Below are 16,974 nucleotides of genomic sequence, written 5' to 3'. Positions count from 1 at the left end.
CGATTCGCGCCGCAGCGCCTGTGGAACAGCCAGGGGCCGCGCGACCAGGGGCTTTGACCTGCATCAAGCTCTTTGGGTACGGGCCTTGCATAGAGTGGCGTGCTCGGGTTTTTCGCCCTTTACTCGCCTGAGTATCCATTCATCAGGGCCCTACATGAACAACAAGACGATCCCGGTCACCAGCCCGCTGCTGCCGCCCCTGGAAGAGTTCATCCCCTACTTGGAAAAGATCTGGGAGAGCCGTTTCCTGACCAACGGGGCGACATGCACCATGCGTTGGAAGAGGCCCTGTGCGAGTACCTGGGGGTGAAGCACATCGTGCTCTTCGCCAACGCCACCCTGGCGCTCATCACCGCGCTGCAGGCATTGCGGGTGACCGGCGAGGTGATCACCACGCCGTACTCCTTCGTCGCCACCAGCCACGCGCTGCTGTGGAACGGGCTCAAGCCGATCTTCGTGGACATCGACCAGGACTCCATGAATCTCGACCCGTCGCGGATCGAGGCGGCGATCACCCCGCAGACCACCGCGATCCTGCCGGTGCATTGCTACGGCAACCCCTGCGATGTCGAGGCGATCCAGCGGATCGCCGATATCCACCACCTGAAGGTCATCTACGATGCCGCGCATGCCTTCGCCGTGCGCGACGCCGGCGGCAGCGTACTGCGCCACGGCGACCTGAGCATCCTCAGCTTCCATGCCACCAAGGTGTTCAACACCTTCGAGGGCGGTGCGATCATCTGCTCGGACGAAAACACCCGGCAACGCCTCAACCACCTTAAGAATTTCGGCTTCGTCGACGAGGTCACGGTGGTCATGCCCGGCATCAACGGCAAGCTCAACGAGGTCGGCGCTGCCTTCGGGCTGCTGCAACTCAAGCACGTCGACCAGGCCCTGGAGCAGCGCAGGGAGATCGCCGAGCGCTATCGGCGCCTGCTGGCCGGCGTCCCTGGCATCCAGTGCCTCCGGCCTGGTACCCAGACCTTCGCCAACAACGCCTATTTCCCGATCCTGGTGGAAGACGATTTTCCGCTTTCGCGCGACGAGCTGTACCAGCGCCTGCGCGACAGGGATGTGCTGGTGCGGCGCTACTTCTACCCACTCATCAGCGACTTCCCCATGTACCATTCGCTGCCCTCGGCGGCGCCCGCCAATCTTCCGGTGGCGCGGTCGATTTCCTCGCGGGTGCTGTGCCTGCCGATCTATCCCGGGCTGGCCGCCGCAGACGTCGAGTTCGTCGCCGGCCTGATCGCTTCCGCCGCCATGCCGCGGCGGCGGGCATCAAGTTGAGCCCGTCGCGACCGATAACAGAATGAACAACCGCCTCACTCAGGTAGACAAGAAATGAGCCAAGCAAAATTCATCGAAGACTTCCTTTCCGCCACCGATTTCCAGAATCCCGTCGAGGTCAGCATGGACACCCAGCTCGAAGACCTGCCGGAATGGGACTCGCTGGCCGCGCTCGGGGTCATCGTCATGTTCGACATGGAATACGGCAAGACCATCACCGGCGAAGACCTGATCAAGGCCCGCACGGTGGGCGACCTCTACCAGATGCTCGGACTCTGACCATGGCCACATCCACGCTGAAGAACGTCCGTTTCGCCGGGATGGCGACCTGCGTCCCCAAGCGCGTTATCTCCAACCTGACCGACTGCAAGCCGCAGTTGCGCGCCGAGCGCGAACGCCTGGTGCGCAACATTGGCATCGAGACGCGGCGCATGGCGCAGGAGTGGCAGTGCTTCTCCGACCTGGCCTTCGACGCCGCCGAGCGCCTGCTGGAAAGCCTGGAGTGGAAGCGCGAGGAGGTCGATGCGCTGATCGTCGTGACCCAGTCTCCCGACTACCTGGCGCCGGCTACCGCGATCATCCTCCAGGACCGCCTGGGGCTGCCGCATTCCACCGTGGCCTTCGACGTCAACCTGGGTTGCTCGGCCTATCCGTTCGCCCTCAACCTGCTGGGTTCGCTGATTGCCGCCGGCGGGGTGAAGAAGGGCCTTGTGCTGGTCGGCGACCGCGGCGCCAGTGTCAACGATCCGATCTTCTCCGACGCGGGCACCGCGACGGCGCTGGAGTTCTGCGAAGGCGCGCCGCCGATGCATTTCGACCTGAACAGCGACGGCAGCGGCTACAAGGCCATCATCCTGCCGGTAGGCGGCCATCGCGAACCGGTCGGCGTGCAGCACCTGATGCCGTTCCGTGAGGACGAGAACGACCATTGGCACCGTGCCATCGACCTGCAGCTCGACGGCACCGCCGTGCTCAGCTTCTCCACCCAGCGCGTACCGCCGGCGGTGGAAAAGCTGCTCGACTATGCCGGTGCGAGCAAGGACGAAGTGGACTACTTCGTTTTCCACCAGGCCAACCGGATGATCAACGAGACCATCCGCAAGAAGCTCGGCCTGCCGGTAGAGAAGGTGCCTTCGACCCTGCGCGACTTCGGCAACACCAGCGGCGCCTCCCTGCCGGTGACCATGACCGCGCGGATCAACCGGGAACTCGAGGCCGGCCGCAATCGCGTGTTGCTCTGCGGCTTCGGTATCGGCCTGTCCTGGGGTACCTGCCTGGTGGATATCGAAGGGGCGAAGTTCCCCGACCTGATCGAATCCTGAGAGCCTTGAACGCGGAATCAGCCAAGTGAACGACGAGACTTCCTTCAATCCCTTCAGCCTGTCGGGCAGGCGCATCCTGGTCACCGGCGCCAGCTCCGGACTGGGCCTGGCCATCGCGCAGAGCTGCGCGCGGATGGGCGCCGAGCTGATCGTTACCGGACGTGACCAGACCCGCCTGGATGGATGCCTGACAACCTTGCAGTCGATCTCGGAGCTGCCGCACCGTGCTGTCCAGGCCGATCTTCGGGTAGCCGAGGAGCGCGCTGCGGTGGTAGCGGCTGTCGACAGCGAAATCCATGGACTGGTGCATAGCGCCGGTATTTCCCGTCTGTGTCCAGTGCGGATGATGACCGAAGCGCACTTGCATGAAGTCCAGTCGATCAATGTCGACTCGCCGATGCTGCTTACCCAGGCGTTGCTCAAACGCAACCTGGTAGCGCCCGGCGGTTCGATCCTGTTCATCGCTTCCATCGCCGCCCACATCGGGGTTGCCGGAGTGGGGGCATACTCGGGAACCAAGGCCGCTCTGATCGCCATGTCCCGCTGCCTGGCCATGGAAGTGGTGAAGCGCAACATCCGGGTTAACTGCCTGTCTCCATCACTGGTGGAAACACCGCTTCTGGATGCAGCCACCCAGACGGTCGGTTCGATGGACGGTCAACGCAGCAACCACCCGATGGGCTTCGGCAAGCCCGAGGATATCGCCAACGCCGCTATCTTCATGCTTTCCGATGCCAGCCGCTGGGTGACCGGCACGACCCTGGTGATGGATGGCGGCCTGACCATCAGTTGAGGACGATGCAATGAAGAGGATCATCATCCTCGGCGCCGGTGGGTTGGGGCGTCAGGTGCTGGCCCAGCTGCAGGTCGACTACGGTCACGGCATCGAATGGGTGATCGGCGGGTTTCTCGACGAGCGCGGCCCCGAAGCGGTCGCGGAGTCGCTCTACTACCCGTGGCTCGGGTATCCGGAGAGCTTCGTCGCGGAGCCTGACCAACTGTTCGTCGCCGCGGTCGGCGATCCGCTCAGTCGCCAGAAGCAGGTCGCATGCCTGCTGGCGAAGGGCGCCGAGTTCGTCGCTATCCGCACCCGCTGCACCCTTGGCGTGCGGACCAGCTACGGCCCGACCTTCTTCGGCTACGACGTGAGCAGCGGCGTGGACTGCCGTATCGGCGCCTACGGTTTCATCGACCAGCAAACCATGCTCGGCCACGACGTGGTCATCGGTGACTATGTACATATCGGCCCGCGCTGTCTGCTGGCCGGCTACGTGAAGGTGGGCGATCGTGCGGTGATCAACTCCGGGGCGATGATCGCCCGCGACGTCAGTATCGGCGAAGACGCCGTGGTGGGCATGGGCGCGGTGGTGTTCAAGGACGTGGCGGCCGGACAGACCGTGGTCGGCAATCCGGCCCGGGTTATTTTCAGCAAGTGAAGGTTGTGGATGTGGACATGACTCGCCATGCGCTGGACGCAGCGCACTACACCGAGCCGCAGACGCTCGCGCTGGAGCGCGAAAGGCTGTTCGGCAGGCTCTGGATCTTCGTCGGCTTCAGTTCGATGGTGCGCGAGCGCAACCAGTTCTTCACCCGCAAGATCGCCGGCGTGCCGGTCGTGGTGCAGCGTACCGAGTCCGGCATCCGGGCCTTTCTCAACCAGTGTCCGCATCGTCTGTCGGCCATCCAGACCGAATGCACCGGCCAGCGACCGCTGGTCTGCCCGTACCATGCCTGGTCGTTCGGCGCCGAGGGGCAGCTACAGGGCATTCCGAACTCCAGTCTGTACCAGTTCAGCGCCGAGGAGCGGGCGCGGATCGGCTTGCGCAAGCTGCACCTGGAAGAGGTGGGGCAACTGCTGTTCGTCAACCTGGCGGACGACCCGCTGCCGCTGCGCGAGCAGTTCGACGATGGATTCCTGGAAACCTTGCGGGAGGTCTCCTCGCACCTGGATACGCGGCTGATCTACAGCTGCCACAAGGTGCGCTACAACTGGAAGCTGAACATGGAGAACGTGAAGGACTACAACCATGTTCCTTTCGTCCATCCGAAGACCTTCCTCCCGGTGATGACCGCCCCGGTGCGCGGTCTGGCACGCGAGGCTGCGGTGCCATCCGAGGTGCTGCGCCTGCTGCAGGAAGGCGAAACGCCGGAGCTGCGTTCGCTGAGCTTCCCCACCAAGGCGCCGATCCAGCCCTACAAGAGCTGGTTCTCCGACCTCTGCGAGGGCTACGGCGACGAGCACGCCTACTACAACTGGTTCATCTACCCGAACGTGAACTTCTGCAGCGTCCGTGGCGAGCACTTCCTGCTCCAGCAGTACGATCCGGTGGCACCCGGCGAGACCGACTACCACCTGTGGATGATGACTGCCCGGCGCAAGGATCCGAAGACCGATTTCAGCGCTTTGCTGAGCACCCTGATTCGCGGCGAGCGTAACGTGATCGGCGAGGACACCCTGGTCCTGGAACGCCTCCAGGAGGGGCTGGGCGCACATTCGCCGCCGTTCATGCACGGCGACTACGAGGTGCAGCTGGTGCGCCAGCACCTGTGGTATCGCGCGCAGGTACTGGGGGAGAGGGCATGAAGCAGGCGATCATCGTCGGGGAAGGGCGCGCGCTCGAACGGGCGGACAGTACTGCGCGGGAACGGGGACTGGAACACCGGGTCCTGGAGCTGAATGCTGCGGATCGACACAACTTCGATATTGCGCCTCTGCTCGAACGCTACCCCGCTGCGGAAAGCGAAGTATTCGTGGCGCTGGACGAGCGGGCGGTGAACTACGCCCGCCACAAGCTCATCGCGGATATCCGCCTGGCGGGCTACCGGCTATTCGATATCGTCTCGCCTCAGGCCATCGTCGGCGAAGGCGTGCGACTGCTGGGCAACGTGTTCGTCGGCGCCGGTTGCGTGCTCGCCGGTCCTGCCCGCATCGGCACTGGCAGTTGGCTGGAGCTGCAGGTCCTGGTGGAGGAGGACTGCCGGGTCGGAACCTGTAGCACGCTGCTCGCTGGCGTGCAGTTGGGACGGCGAGTGGAGATCGGCCAGGGCAGCACGCTGGGTGCGGGCAGCGTCGCGCTCGCCGACACCCGGGTGGGGCGACACTGCGAATGGTTGTTGCCGGGCAGGCTTCCCCGGGAACTACCCAATTACTCCTTTTACGATGAACTCATGCCCGATGGGGCACGCATCCTATGAGCGGGGAGCTGTCGATGATGGCGGGAAACGATATGACGCAGGCGGACTTCCTTTCGCGATGCGAACGGAGCGGATATCTATTGGTGCTGGTGCCTACTTCCTATCTTGGAGGGGTGTTCCGCTCACAGGTGGTTGCCGGTTTGTCACAGCGTCTGCCTGGGGTTCGCCTGATTGCTGTGGACGATGTGCTTTTCGCCAGCAATAGCGTTCCCGATGGTTTCGACCAGGTGATTCCTACCGCCCAGTTGAAGGAACCATGCCACGCAGGGAAACCCGCGGTGAATTGTGCCTATTCGCTGCCTACCTGGCTGACGCTGGATCACCTGGCGAAGACTGCGCAATGCATCACCCTCGATCTGCCCGAGCTTCTCTACCTGCTGGATATTCCTTTGGTCTACCAGACCGGCGCGCTGACTCGCGAATTGGCGATGCAGCATCACGCCGAGTTCGTCTCGCTGCGCGAGCGCCTGGCCGACGAGCGAAGCCGGAAGACCCTGGAAGCCATCATGCGCCTGCGTTTGGACGGCAACCGCGCTGCGTTGCTGGACGTGTTGTGTCCGGGAGAGCAGGAATACTTTTCCCTGTACCGGGGCCCCGAGCATCCGATCGTCTTGCGAAGCGACGAGCATTACGTGGATATCGGTGCCTACGATGGCGATACGGTGAAGAAGTTCATGCTGGCGGCTCGTCATGAATATGCTTCGATCCATGCCTTCGAGCCTGATCCGGCGAATTACCGGCTCATGCATGCGTCGCTTGCTGGAAGTGTCGGTCTCCATCTGCATAACCAGGCGGTGTCCGATACCGGCGGCCATCTCGCATTCGCAGCCCACGGCACCATGGGAAGCAGGGTCGAGATAGACGGCACCGTGCAGGTGCCGTGCGTGCGGCTCGACGATGTCCTCGATGTCATGACCTTGCTGAAAATGGATGTGGAAGGCCATGAGGCACGGGTTCTGCGGGGGGCCGCGCGGCTGATCGACGAGTGCCGGCCGCGCATGGCCATCACCTGTTACCACCATGTGCAGGACCTGCTGGACATCGTCGCCGCGATCGACGGGATCGCTGCGGGAGCCCGGCTGCGCCTGCGCCATTACTCGCTGTATTTCTACGACACGATCCTCTATGTCGACTGGCCCGATGCTCTTCGTGAAGGGCGCTGACGCGCTCGTCGGAGCAGATGCTCCGCCGCGGGGAGTCGAGACCGGGAGCGGCGACACGAAGGGCCATGGCCCGGCCCTTCCGATCACCATGCGCTGCACCAATTACTCAGGAATGGCTCAATGAGCGCGAACGTTCGTGTCAGCATCGTCATGCCGACCTACAAGCTGGAGTACTTCGAGGACGCCCTCGACAGCGTGCTCGGGCAGACCTATCCGGCCCTGGAGCTGATCATCTGCGACGACAGCAGCGACGAGCGGATCGCCACGCTGGTCGAGCAGAAGCGCGCCTCCGCGGCGTTCCCGATCCGCTACTTCCGTAACGAGACGCGCCTCGGCGAGCTGGGCAGCACGGCGAAAGGCATCCGCCTGGCGGAGGGCGAGTACGTCAAGTTTCTCCACGACGACGACGTGTTGCTTCCCGAATGCGTCGAGGCGTTGGTGGGAGCGATGGAGCGCGAGCCGAACGTGGTCCTGGCCTCGTCGCGGCGGTTGCGTATCGACGAGGAAGGGCAGCCGCTGCCGGACATCCTGGCGACCTGCTTCCCGTTCGCCGGCGACGTCCTGATCGACGGTCGCGAGCTGGTCTCGTTCCTCGCCGACCACACCATCAACTTCATCGGCGAACCCAGTTGCCTGATGGCCCGGCGCGATGCGCTGCTGCAGATCTGCGAGCGCCTGATGATGCTCAACGGCCGGGCCATCGACTGGATCGGCGACCTGGCCATGTGTGCGCAGTTGCTACAGCGTGGCGACCTGGCGTTCCTGTCGCGGCCGCTGACCCGTTTCCGCGTCTCCCGCCAGCAGTTCAGCCAGATCGGGCGTGACCAGCCCGGTATCGGCGAGCAGGGCCATGCCGACTTCCGCCTGGCTATCCGCGAACTGGGTTGGTATCGCCAGGCCGGCGACAACCGCTTCGTCCGGGTGGCACCGATCACCCGCCTGGACGCCCGTGTCTTCAAGCCGGTCAACCTGCTCGCCGCGCTGAGGCGGGCGGCGGGCTTCGGTAGCGTCACGCTGTCGACCTGGCTGGAGGCGCGGCGGCCGGATGCGGTGCAGAAGGTGCTGATCGATCGATTCCTGCAGGAGCAGGGTGGTGGGCCGCGCTTCGCGGTGCTGGTGCTCGATGCCCACGGCGATACCGAGGCCGTGGAGCGTACCCTGCAGAGCCTGGAGCACGTCAATTCGTATCCACGTGTCGAGAGCCACCTGTTCGCGCCGCTGGGCACGAGTCCGCGGAACGGAGCGATGCTCTTCGATCCAGAGGTGGGGCCGGTGCCGACGATCAACCAGGCGCTTGCCCGGCTTGATACCGACTGGTTGCTCCTGGTCGAAGCGGGCGTCGAATTCACTGTCAGCGGCCTGCTGGTGGCGGCGCTGGACCTGCTGGCGGCACCGGAGAGCTGCCAGGCGGTGTATGCCGACGAACTCATGCGCCTGGATGACGGCGAGCTGGGCGCGGCGTTGCGCCCGGACCTGAATCTCGACCTTCTGCTCAGTTTCCCCGCCGGCCTGTCCCGGCACTGGTTGTTCCGCCGCGAGCCGCTGCTTGCCACGGGCGGATTCGACGAGACCGCCGGCGAGGCTTTCGAGCTGGCCTACCAGTTGCGTCTCGTCGAGCAGCGGGGCCTGGGCTGTATCGGACACATCAGCGAGCCACTGCTGTCTGGCCCAGCGCTGCGCCTGCAGGACAGCACCGCCGAGCGTGCGGCGATCGAAGGCCACCTGCGTGCCCGTGGCTACGCGCAGGCGACAGTCGGAAGCCGGCTGCCGGGGCGCTACGAGCTGGACTACGGCCACGCCGGGCAACCGCCGGTCAGCATCCTGGTGCTGGCCGGGGAGCGCCTGGCGCAGCTCCAGCGTTGCGTAGAAACCGTGCTGGAGAATACCGCCTATCCCAACTACGAGATCCTTCTGCTGGAACAGGGTGGCGAAGCGGCCGACGTTCGCGAATGGCTGCTCGCCGTCGAAGGCATGGGTGTCGAGCAGGTGCGGGTGCTGCGAGGCGATGGGCAGTTGTCCCGTGGGGCTCTGCGCAACCTGGCGGCGTCCCGGGCGCGCGGCGAATTCCTGCTCTGGCTCGATGCCGGCAGCGGCATCCTCGACAAGGACTGGCTGCAGCAGTTACTCAACCATGGCCAGCGTCCGGAAGTCGGCGCGGTAGGCGCCAAGCTCCTGGCGGCGGACGGACGGGTCTGCCACGCCGGCTGGCTGCTCGGTTTGTGCGGACCGGCCGGGCGGGCCTTCGAAGGGCGTTCGCACGAGGACGCCGGTTACCTGCAGCGCCTGCAGGTGGACCAGAACTACTCGGCGGTGGCTGGCGAATGCCTGTTGATGCGCCGCGAGTTGTTCCTCGAATTGGGCGGTTTCGACGAGGCGCTGACGCGCTGGGACGATGTCGACATCTGCCTGCGGGCGGTCCAGGCGGGCTACCTGAACGTATGGACGCCGCGTGCGCGGCTGTTGCTCGATGCGCCTGCCACGACGGCGGCGAGCGTCGAGGAAGAAGATGCGCTGTACGCGCGCTGGCTACCGTTGTTGGCACGCGATCCCGCCTATAACCCGGGCTTTTCGTTGCAGGCCGAAGGCGGTTTCAAGCTGGCCGACCCGCAGCTGGCCTGGCGCCCGTTGCAGGGGTGGCGGCCCTTGCCCACTGTCCTGGCGCACCCCGCCGACCTGTTCGGCTGCGGCCATTACCGGGTGATCCAGCCGTTCAGCGCGTTGCGCGAGTCGGCATCCATCGATGGCGCGCTGTCGATCGGCCTGATGCACGTGGCCGATCTGGAGCGCTACGACCCGGACGTACTGGTGCTGCAGCGCCAGGTCGGCGAGGAGCGTCTCGAGGCCATGCGGCGGATGCAGGCGTTCTCGCGAGCCTTCAAGGTCTACGAGCTGGACGACTATCTGCCCAACGTGCCCCTCAAGAGCGCCCATCGCCAGCACCTGCCGAAGGACATCCTGCGCACGTTGCGTCGCGGGCTGGGTTACGTCGACCGCTTCGTGGTGTCGACGCCGGCCCTGGCAGAGGCCTTCGCCGGTCTCCACCCGGATATCCGGGTGATCGAGAACCGCCTGCCGGTGGGGTGGTGGCAGGGGCTGCGGGCGCAGCGGCGGCGCGGCGAGCGGCCACGTGTCGGTTGGGCGGGCGGCTCGAGCCATACCGGCGATCTGGAACTGATCGCCGATGTGGTCCGGGAACTGGCCGACGAAGTCGACTGGGTGTTCTTCGGCATGTGCCCGCCGTCCATCCGTCCCTTCGTCAGGGAAGTGCATGCGGGGGTGCCTATCGAACGCTATCCGCGGGCATTGGCGGCTCTCGATCTCGACCTGGCGCTGGCGCCGGTGGAGCAGAACCTGTTCAACGAGTGCAAGAGCAATCTGCGCCTGCTGGAATACGGCGCCTGCGGTTTCCCGGTGGTCTGCAGCGACGTGCGCTGCTACCAGGACGATCTGCCGGTGACGCGGGTGAAGAACCGTTTCCGCGACTGGGTGGACGCGATCCGCATGCATACCCGCGACCTGGATGCCGCGGCCAGGGCAGGGGATCACCTGCGCGAACGGGTGCTGGCGGATTGGATGCTCGACGGCGAGCGTTTGCGCGCCTGGTATCGTGCCTGGATGCCGGACTGAGCGGCCGGCGGGGCTTTCCGTCGCGCTGTCCGCAGCGCTTGGGAGGCCTTGCGCGAACCCCTCCGACGGGGACGATGCATGAAAAACGAGGATGGTCAAAAAAAAACCTAAAGCTCCCCAGGGAAGCGCCGATAAAGATCACGAATGCGAACTTTAGGGGTGCCTGGGCGATGCCCACCCGAGGTCGCAAGCTCAGGCAAACATATCGTCCTTGGAGGGCATCAAGATGGCCTTGACCGTCAACACCAACATCGCTTCGCTGAACACTCAGCGGAACCTGAACAACTCTTCCGCGTCGCTGAACACTTCGCTGCAGCGTCTGTCCACCGGTTCGCGCATCAACAGCGCCAAGGACGACGCCGCCGGCCTGCAGATCGCCAACCGTCTGACCAGCCAGGTCAACGGCCTGAACGTGGCTACCAAGAACGCCAACGATGGTATCTCCCTGGCGCAGACCGCTGAAGGCGCCCTGCAGCAGTCGACCAACATCCTGCAGCGTATGCGTGACCTGTCCCTGCAGTCGGCCAACGGCTCCAACAGCGACTCCGAGCGTACCGCTCTGAATGGCGAAGTGAAGCAACTGCAGAAAGAACTGGATCGTATCAGCAACACCACCACCTTCGGTGGCCGCAAGCTGCTCGACGGTTCCTTCGGCGTCGCCAGCTTCCAGGTGGGTTCGGCCGCCAACGAAATCATCAGCGTCGGCATCGACGAGATGAGCGCAGAGTCGCTGAACGGCACCTACTTCACGGCTACTGGCGGCGGTGCGGTCACTGCTGCAACCGCTTCGGGCACCGTCGACATCGCGATCGGCATCACTGGCGGCAGCGCCGTGAACGTCAAGGTCGACATGAAGGGCAACGAAACTGCCGAGCAGGCGGCTGCCAAGATCGCCGCTGCGGTCAACGACGCCAACGTCGGCATCGGTGCCTTCACCGACGGCGCGCAGATCAGCTACGTGTCCAAGGCTAGTGCGGATGGTACTACCAGTGCGGTTTCCGGCGTAGCCATCACCGACACCGGCAGCACCGGCGCAGGCACCGCGGCAGGCACCACGACGTTCACCGAGGCTAACGACACCGTCGCCAAGATCGACATCTCCACCGCGAAGGGCGCTCAGTCCGCCGTGCTGGTGATCGACGAGGCGATCAAGCAGATCGACGCCCAGCGTGCCGACCTCGGTGCGGTGCAGAACCGCTTCGACAACACCATCAACAACCTGAAGAACATCGGTGAGAACGTATCGGCTGCTCGCGGCCGGATCGAAGACACCGACTTCGCAGCCGAAACCGCCAACCTGACCAAGAACCAAGTGCTGCAACAAGCCGGCACCGCGATCCTGGCCCAGGCCAACCAGCTGCCGCAGTCGGTTCTGAGCCTGCTGCGCTAAGCTTCGGCGAGGTCAAGGTGAAGTCACGAGGGGGAGCGCTGGCGCGCTTCCCCTCGTATCTCATTGAGAGGTAGCGACGATGGACGTCAGCAATGTCAACAATTCGACGGCTGCTCCGGTAATCCGGCTGTTCGGCTCGGCGTCTTCTTCCGATGGCGCACGCCCGGCCGGCCAGGCCGGCGAGGCGGCCGCCAGCGCAAGCGCGCAACGGACGGGCGACGTCAGGATGGGCGACAAGGAGCAACGCGCTGCGGTCGAGGAGGCGGTTTCCTCCATCGAGAAGTTCACCCAGAGCATCCGCCGTGATCTGAGTTTCAGCCTGGACGACTCCACGGGGCGGGTAGTGGTCAAGGTGACCGATTCGACTTCCGGAGAAGTCATCCGGCAAATCCCTTCCGAAGAGGCCCTGCGCCTGGCAGAGCGACTGGACGAAGCGCGCAGCCTGCTGTTCAAGGCGGAAGCCTGAGCGGAATTGGCACGTCTTTTGACTGTCTGTTGGAATTGGAAGGACAAAGCGTCAATGAGCTGACGAGGTGAAGCAAGATGGCGAACAGTACGACGATCAACGGCTACAACTCGGGCCTTGATATCAAGAACATCGTTTCCACCCTGGTGGCGGCCGAGAAGGCGCCGAAGGAGGCGCAGCTCAAGCGCCTGGAAAGCGACACCACCGCCAAGTTCACCGGCATCGGCCAGCTCAAGAGCGCGATCTCCGACCTGCAGACCATCCTCAAGGAGCTGAACAAGCCCGAGCTGTTCCAGAAGCGCTCGGCGAGCACCAGCGACGAGAAGTTCGCCACCGCCACCGCCACCAAGGACGCCCTGCCGGGTATCTACAAGCTCGAAGTGACCCAGCTGGCCAGCGTCAGCAAGGTGGCCACCGCGTCGTTTGCCGATGGCTACAAGACCACTTCCGGCGGAACCCTGACCATCAAGCAGGGTGCCGACGATGCCGGTGTCACGGTAAACGTCGCGGCGGGCGCGACCCTCGCCGAAGTGCGCGACTCGCTCAACGCGCAGCTGAAGGACAAGGGCATCAGCGCCAACATCGTCAACAACCCTGGAGACGGAACCTCGCGACTGGTCTTCACCGGCAAGGATTCCGGCGCCGGCAAGGACGTGTTCGTCCAGGGCAGTTCCGGCCTGGAGAACTTCAACATCGGCAGCGTCGGCGCCGATGGCAAGCTGACCCTGTCCCAGTTGGACGGTACTTCCTCCAGCAGCAGCGGCTACATCACCCAGGCCAGGAACGCCAAGTTCAGCATCGACGGCCTGACCCTGGAAAGCCCGACCAATACGGTCGACAAGGTCATCAACGGCGTCACCTTCGAGCTGAAGACGGTCACCGACACCAACAAGCCGATCACCATCTCGGTCGAGCAGGACCGTGGCGGCGTCAAGGACAACATCAAGAAGTTCGTCGAGGCCTACAACAAGCTGGTCGGCGTGACTTCGGAACTGACCGGCGTGACCAAGGTGGGCGACGACAAGGCTCCCGTGGTCGGTGCCTTGGTCGGTGACAGCAGCGTGCGCAACCTGCTCACCACCATGCGCAACGAGATGGTCCAGCCGGGGCAAGGTACCGATGTCCGCATGCTCGCCGACATGGGTATCACCACCAAGAAAGACGGCACCCTGGAGATCGACGACAAGAAACTCGACAAGGTTCTGAAGGACAAGTTCGAGTCGGTTTCCGCTCTGTTCACCGGCGATACCGGCCTGATGAAGCGTCTCGACGACAAGCTCACGCCTTACACCCAGACCGGCGGTGTGCTCCAGCAGCGCCTGGATGGATTGCAGGACACCATCAAGTCGGTGGATACCCAGCGCCAAGCGCTCGATCGCCGGGTCGAGCAGTTACAGGATCGTTTGCTCAAGCAGTTCACCGCCATGGACCAGTTGATCGGCCAGCTCAACCAGACCAGCGGACGCATGGCCCAGGCTCTTAGCAGCCTGCCTGGCCTTGTGAAGAAAAGCTGATGTCGCGTCCTATCGATACCTACCGGCAGGTAGGCAGCGCACAGGACGTCCCGCCCTACCAGGTGGTCAAGCTGCTGCTGGACGGCGCGCTCGAACGCATCGCCCTGGCCCGGCGCGCGGTGCTGGAGCGCAACCCGGCGCTGCGCGGCGAAGCGGTAGGCACCACGTTGTCGATCATCGGCGCCTTGCAGGCTGGCCTCGATCACCAGCAGGGCGGCGAGATAGCCGGCAATCTGGACGCGTTGTACGACTACATGACCCGTCGCCTGGCTGGTGTCGCGCTGGACGACACACCGCGTCCGCTGGACGAGGTCGAGGCGCTGCTGGGCCAGATCAAGCAGGCCTGGGATGCCATTGGCAGCGCCGAAGCGCAGGGCGAAGACAGCGAACGGCGCTAAAGAATCGCGGTAGCCGACCGATATAGAGCGTATCAGTCACCGAACAAGGCAACCGTCGATGAACGCAATGGCAGCCATGCGGCAATACCAGAATGTCAGTACCCAGGCTCAGGCTATCGATGCCAGCCCGCATCGCCTGATCCAGATGCTGATGGAAGGCGGCCTGACCCGGATGGCGCAGGCCCGCGGAGCCCTGGAGCGCGGCGAAGTGGCGCTGAAGGGCGAGCTGATCGGCAAGGCCATCGCCATCGTCGGTGGCCTGCGCGAAGGGCTCGACTTCGAGGCGGGCGGCGAGCTGGCAGCCAACCTCGACCGCCTTTACGCCTACATGTCGATGCGCCTGACGGAAGCCAACTTGAAGAACGACGCGGGCAAGCTCGAGGAAGTTTCCGAGCTGTTGCGCAACATCAAATCCGGTTGGGATGCGATTGCCCCCTGAGAGGCATCCCCAGAGGGACCAAGCAATGAGTGCAGCTGTACAGATCCTTGAAGAAACCGGTAGCGCCCTGCGCGTTGCCCTGGCCAGCCAGAACTGGGAGGCCATCGGTGAACTCGACCAGCGTTGCCGCCAGGCCGTCGACGAGGCGATGCTCGATGTACAGGACGAAGCCACCTTGCGGGCGCGGATGGAAGAGCTGCTGGCGCTGTATCGCGAGCTGATCGATGTCTGCCAGGGCGAGCAGCGCAAGCTGGCCACCGATCTGATCCAGCTGAACCAGTCGAAGCAAGGCGCCAAGGTCTACCAGATGTTCGGATAAGTTTTTCATGGCTTTGTGCCGTTACTTTGGCGCAAGGCTTTTCGGAAAAATTTACATATCCCCAAAAACCCCTGCCAGTACTGCTTTCCATGCGGTCTGTAGGGGTTTTTTATTGCCTCTCCCTGTCGGAAACAGCAAAAAAAACACGCCATAAAATTGACTAATCGTTCACATTTGACTTAACTAGTGGCCAAATGCTGGCTGCTTATTAGAAATAGGCATTAGTCCCAGCCCTCTTTCGGGTCGAGCGAGACCCATTCGATGCAAGGCAGCTGATCAAAATGTGGCGCGAAACCAAACTCTTGCTGATTGACGACAATCTCGATCGCAGTCGCGACCTGGCAGTCATTCTCAACTTCCTCGGCGAAGATCAGCTGACCTGCAACAGCGAGGATTGGCGAGAGGTAGCGGCGGGCCTGAGCAACAGTCGCGAAGCCCTGTGCGTGCTGCTCGGCAGCGTCGAGTCGAAGGGCGGGGCGGTAGAGTTGCTGAAGCAACTGGCCAGTTGGGACGAGTACCTGCCGATCCTGCTGATCGGCGAGCCGGCCCCGGCCGACTGGCCGGAAGAGCTGCGCCGCCGGGTGCTCGCCAGCCTGGAGATGCCGCCCAGCTACAACAAGCTGCTCGACTCCCTGCATCGCGCCCAGGTCTACCGCGAGATGTACGACCAGGCCCGCGAGCGCGGCCGCTCCCGCGAGCCGAACCTGTTCCGCAGCCTGGTCGGCACCAGCCGGGCGATCCAGCAGGTGCGGCAGATGATGCAGCAGGTCGCCGATACCGATGCCAGCGTGCTGATCCTCGGCGAGTCCGGCACCGGCAAGGAAGTGGTGGCGCGCAACCTGCATTACCATTCCAAGCGCCGCGAGGGGCCCTTCGTCCCGGTGAACTGCGGGGCGATCCCGGCGGAACTGCTGGAAAGCGAACTGTTCGGCCACGAGAAGGGCGCCTTCACCGGTGCCATCACCAGTCGTGCCGGACGCTTCGAGCTGGCCAACGGCGGCACCCTGTTCCTCGACGAGATCGGCGACATGCCGCTGCCGATGCAGGTCAAGCTGCTGCGCGTGCTGCAGGAGCGCACCTTCGAAAGGGTCGGCAGCAACAAGACGCAGAACGTCGACGTGCGGATCATCGCCGCGACCCACAAGAACCTCGAGAAGATGATCGAGGACGGCACTTTCCGCGAAGACCTCTACTACCGCCTCAACGTATTCCCCATCGAGATGGCGCCGCTGCGCGAGCGGGTGGAAGACATCGCCCTGCTGCTCAACGAACTGATCTCGCGGATGGAGCATGAGAAGCGCGGGTCGATCCGCTTCAACTCGGCGGCGATCATGTCGCTCTGCCGCCACGACTGGCCGGGCAACGTCCGCGAACTGGCGAACCTGGTGGAGCGCCTGGCGATCATGCATCCCTACGGGGTGATCGGGGTCGGCGAACTGCCGAAGAAATTCCGCCATGTCGACGACGAGGACGAGCAACTCGCCAGCAGCCTGCGCGAAGAGCTGGAAGAGCGCGCGGCGATCAACGCCGGGCTGCCGGGAATGGACGCGCCGGCGATGCTGCCGGCCGAAGGCCTGGACCTCAAGGACTACCTGGCCAACCTCGAGCAGGGCCTGATCCAGCAGGCCCTCGACGACGCCGGCGGAGTGGTCGCGCGGGCCGCCGAACGCCTGCGCATCCGCCGCACCACGCTGGTGGAGAAGATGCGCAAGTACGGCATGAGCCGGCGTGACGACGACCTGTCGGATGATTGACAGGTCGTTTCGCAACGCTTTGATTTTCAAATGAAAAAAATTTAGGCACGGGTATTGCTATATCTCCGTCGACCGACAGAACCATGACGTCGCGCCG

Annotated in this window: 15 protein-coding genes and 1 pseudogene; all 16 read left to right on the top strand. The window is 64.0% G+C overall.

Annotated features, from left to right (window positions below; translation table 11 throughout):
- Nucleotides 1-154: 154 nt before the first annotated feature.
- The 16 genes and pseudogenes from VQ067_RS20605 to fleQ all read left to right on the top strand — a co-directional run bounded on the left by VQ067_RS20605 (nt 155) and on the right by fleQ (nt 16,877).
- A pseudogene (locus VQ067_RS20605) lies at nt 155-1,290 on the top strand (DegT/DnrJ/EryC1/StrS family aminotransferase).
- A gap of 54 nt (nt 1,291-1,344) precedes the next feature.
- The gene (locus tag VQ067_RS20600; protein WP_003086419.1) at nt 1,345-1,569 is read left to right on the top strand and encodes an acyl carrier protein; all 225 of its coding nucleotides are present in this window, start codon (nt 1,345-1,347) and stop codon (nt 1,567-1,569) included.
- Nucleotides 1,570-1,571: 2 nt separating this feature from the next.
- Nucleotides 1,572-2,612, top strand: coding sequence for a ketoacyl-ACP synthase III (locus tag VQ067_RS20595; RefSeq protein WP_003086420.1), 1,041 nt, complete (start codon nt 1,572-1,574; stop codon nt 2,610-2,612).
- 25 nt (nt 2,613-2,637) lie between these two features.
- Nucleotides 2,638-3,405 carry an SDR family NAD(P)-dependent oxidoreductase gene (locus VQ067_RS20590; protein WP_003086422.1) on the top strand — a complete coding sequence of 256 codons (768 nt, stop codon included), beginning with the start codon at nt 2,638-2,640 and terminating at the stop codon, nt 3,403-3,405.
- A 10-nt stretch (nt 3,406-3,415) separates the two neighbouring features.
- Complete coding sequence (locus VQ067_RS20585; RefSeq protein ID WP_033990266.1) at nt 3,416-4,048, top strand: acetyltransferase; 633 nt, start codon at nt 3,416-3,418, stop codon at nt 4,046-4,048.
- A 17-nt stretch (nt 4,049-4,065) separates the two neighbouring features.
- On the top strand, nt 4,066-5,196 hold the full coding sequence (locus VQ067_RS20580; RefSeq protein ID WP_003158206.1) for an aromatic ring-hydroxylating oxygenase subunit alpha: 1,131 nt from the start codon (nt 4,066-4,068) through the stop codon (nt 5,194-5,196).
- Complete coding sequence (locus VQ067_RS20575) at nt 5,193-5,807, top strand: acetyltransferase (RefSeq protein WP_003086429.1); 615 nt, start codon at nt 5,193-5,195, stop codon at nt 5,805-5,807. The genes VQ067_RS20580 and VQ067_RS20575 overlap by 4 nt, the downstream gene beginning before the upstream one ends.
- On the top strand, nt 5,804-6,970 hold the full coding sequence (locus VQ067_RS20570; protein WP_015503346.1) for an FkbM family methyltransferase: 1,167 nt from the start codon (nt 5,804-5,806) through the stop codon (nt 6,968-6,970). The genes VQ067_RS20575 and VQ067_RS20570 overlap by 4 nt, the downstream gene beginning before the upstream one ends.
- Nucleotides 6,971-7,090: 120 nt before the next feature.
- Nucleotides 7,091-10,597, top strand: coding sequence for a glycosyltransferase (locus tag VQ067_RS20565; RefSeq protein WP_031686390.1), 3,507 nt, complete (start codon nt 7,091-7,093; stop codon nt 10,595-10,597).
- 226 nt (nt 10,598-10,823) lie between these two features.
- The gene (locus VQ067_RS20560; protein ID WP_003086434.1) at nt 10,824-11,987 is read left to right on the top strand and encodes a flagellin; all 1,164 of its coding nucleotides are present in this window, start codon (nt 10,824-10,826) and stop codon (nt 11,985-11,987) included.
- A 79-nt stretch (nt 11,988-12,066) separates the two neighbouring features.
- Entirely contained in the window at nt 12,067-12,453 is a 387-nt protein-coding gene (locus VQ067_RS20555) for a flagellar protein FlaG (protein ID WP_003086436.1), read from the top strand.
- 77 nt (nt 12,454-12,530) lie between these two features.
- Entirely contained in the window at nt 12,531-13,967 is a 1,437-nt protein-coding gene (fliD, locus tag VQ067_RS20550) for a flagellar filament capping protein FliD (protein WP_003086438.1), read from the top strand.
- Entirely contained in the window at nt 13,967-14,365 is a 399-nt protein-coding gene (gene fliS / locus VQ067_RS20545) for a flagellar export chaperone FliS (RefSeq protein ID WP_003086441.1), read from the top strand. The genes fliD and fliS (VQ067_RS20545) overlap by 1 nt, the downstream gene beginning before the upstream one ends.
- Before the next feature lie 58 nt (nt 14,366-14,423).
- Nucleotides 14,424-14,804, top strand: a complete 381-nt coding sequence (fliS, locus tag VQ067_RS20540; RefSeq protein WP_003158217.1) for a flagellar export chaperone FliS — start codon at nt 14,424-14,426, stop codon at nt 14,802-14,804.
- Nucleotides 14,805-14,829: 25 nt separating this feature from the next.
- On the top strand, nt 14,830-15,123 hold the full coding sequence (locus VQ067_RS20535) for a flagellar protein FliT (RefSeq protein ID WP_003086445.1): 294 nt from the start codon (nt 14,830-14,832) through the stop codon (nt 15,121-15,123).
- A gap of 281 nt (nt 15,124-15,404) precedes the next feature.
- Nucleotides 15,405-16,877, top strand: a complete 1,473-nt coding sequence (fleQ, locus tag VQ067_RS20530) for a transcriptional regulator FleQ (protein ID WP_003086448.1) — start codon at nt 15,405-15,407, stop codon at nt 16,875-16,877.
- Nucleotides 16,878-16,974: the final 97 nt, after the last annotated feature.

This window comes from Pseudomonas sp. KBN12P06040, from assembly GCF_037574965.1.
GTDB lineage: Bacteria > Pseudomonadota > Gammaproteobacteria > Pseudomonadales > Pseudomonadaceae > Pseudomonas > Pseudomonas aeruginosa.
Note: the sequence above shows the minus strand (reverse complement) of the source record. Positions and strands in the feature narration are given on the sequence as shown.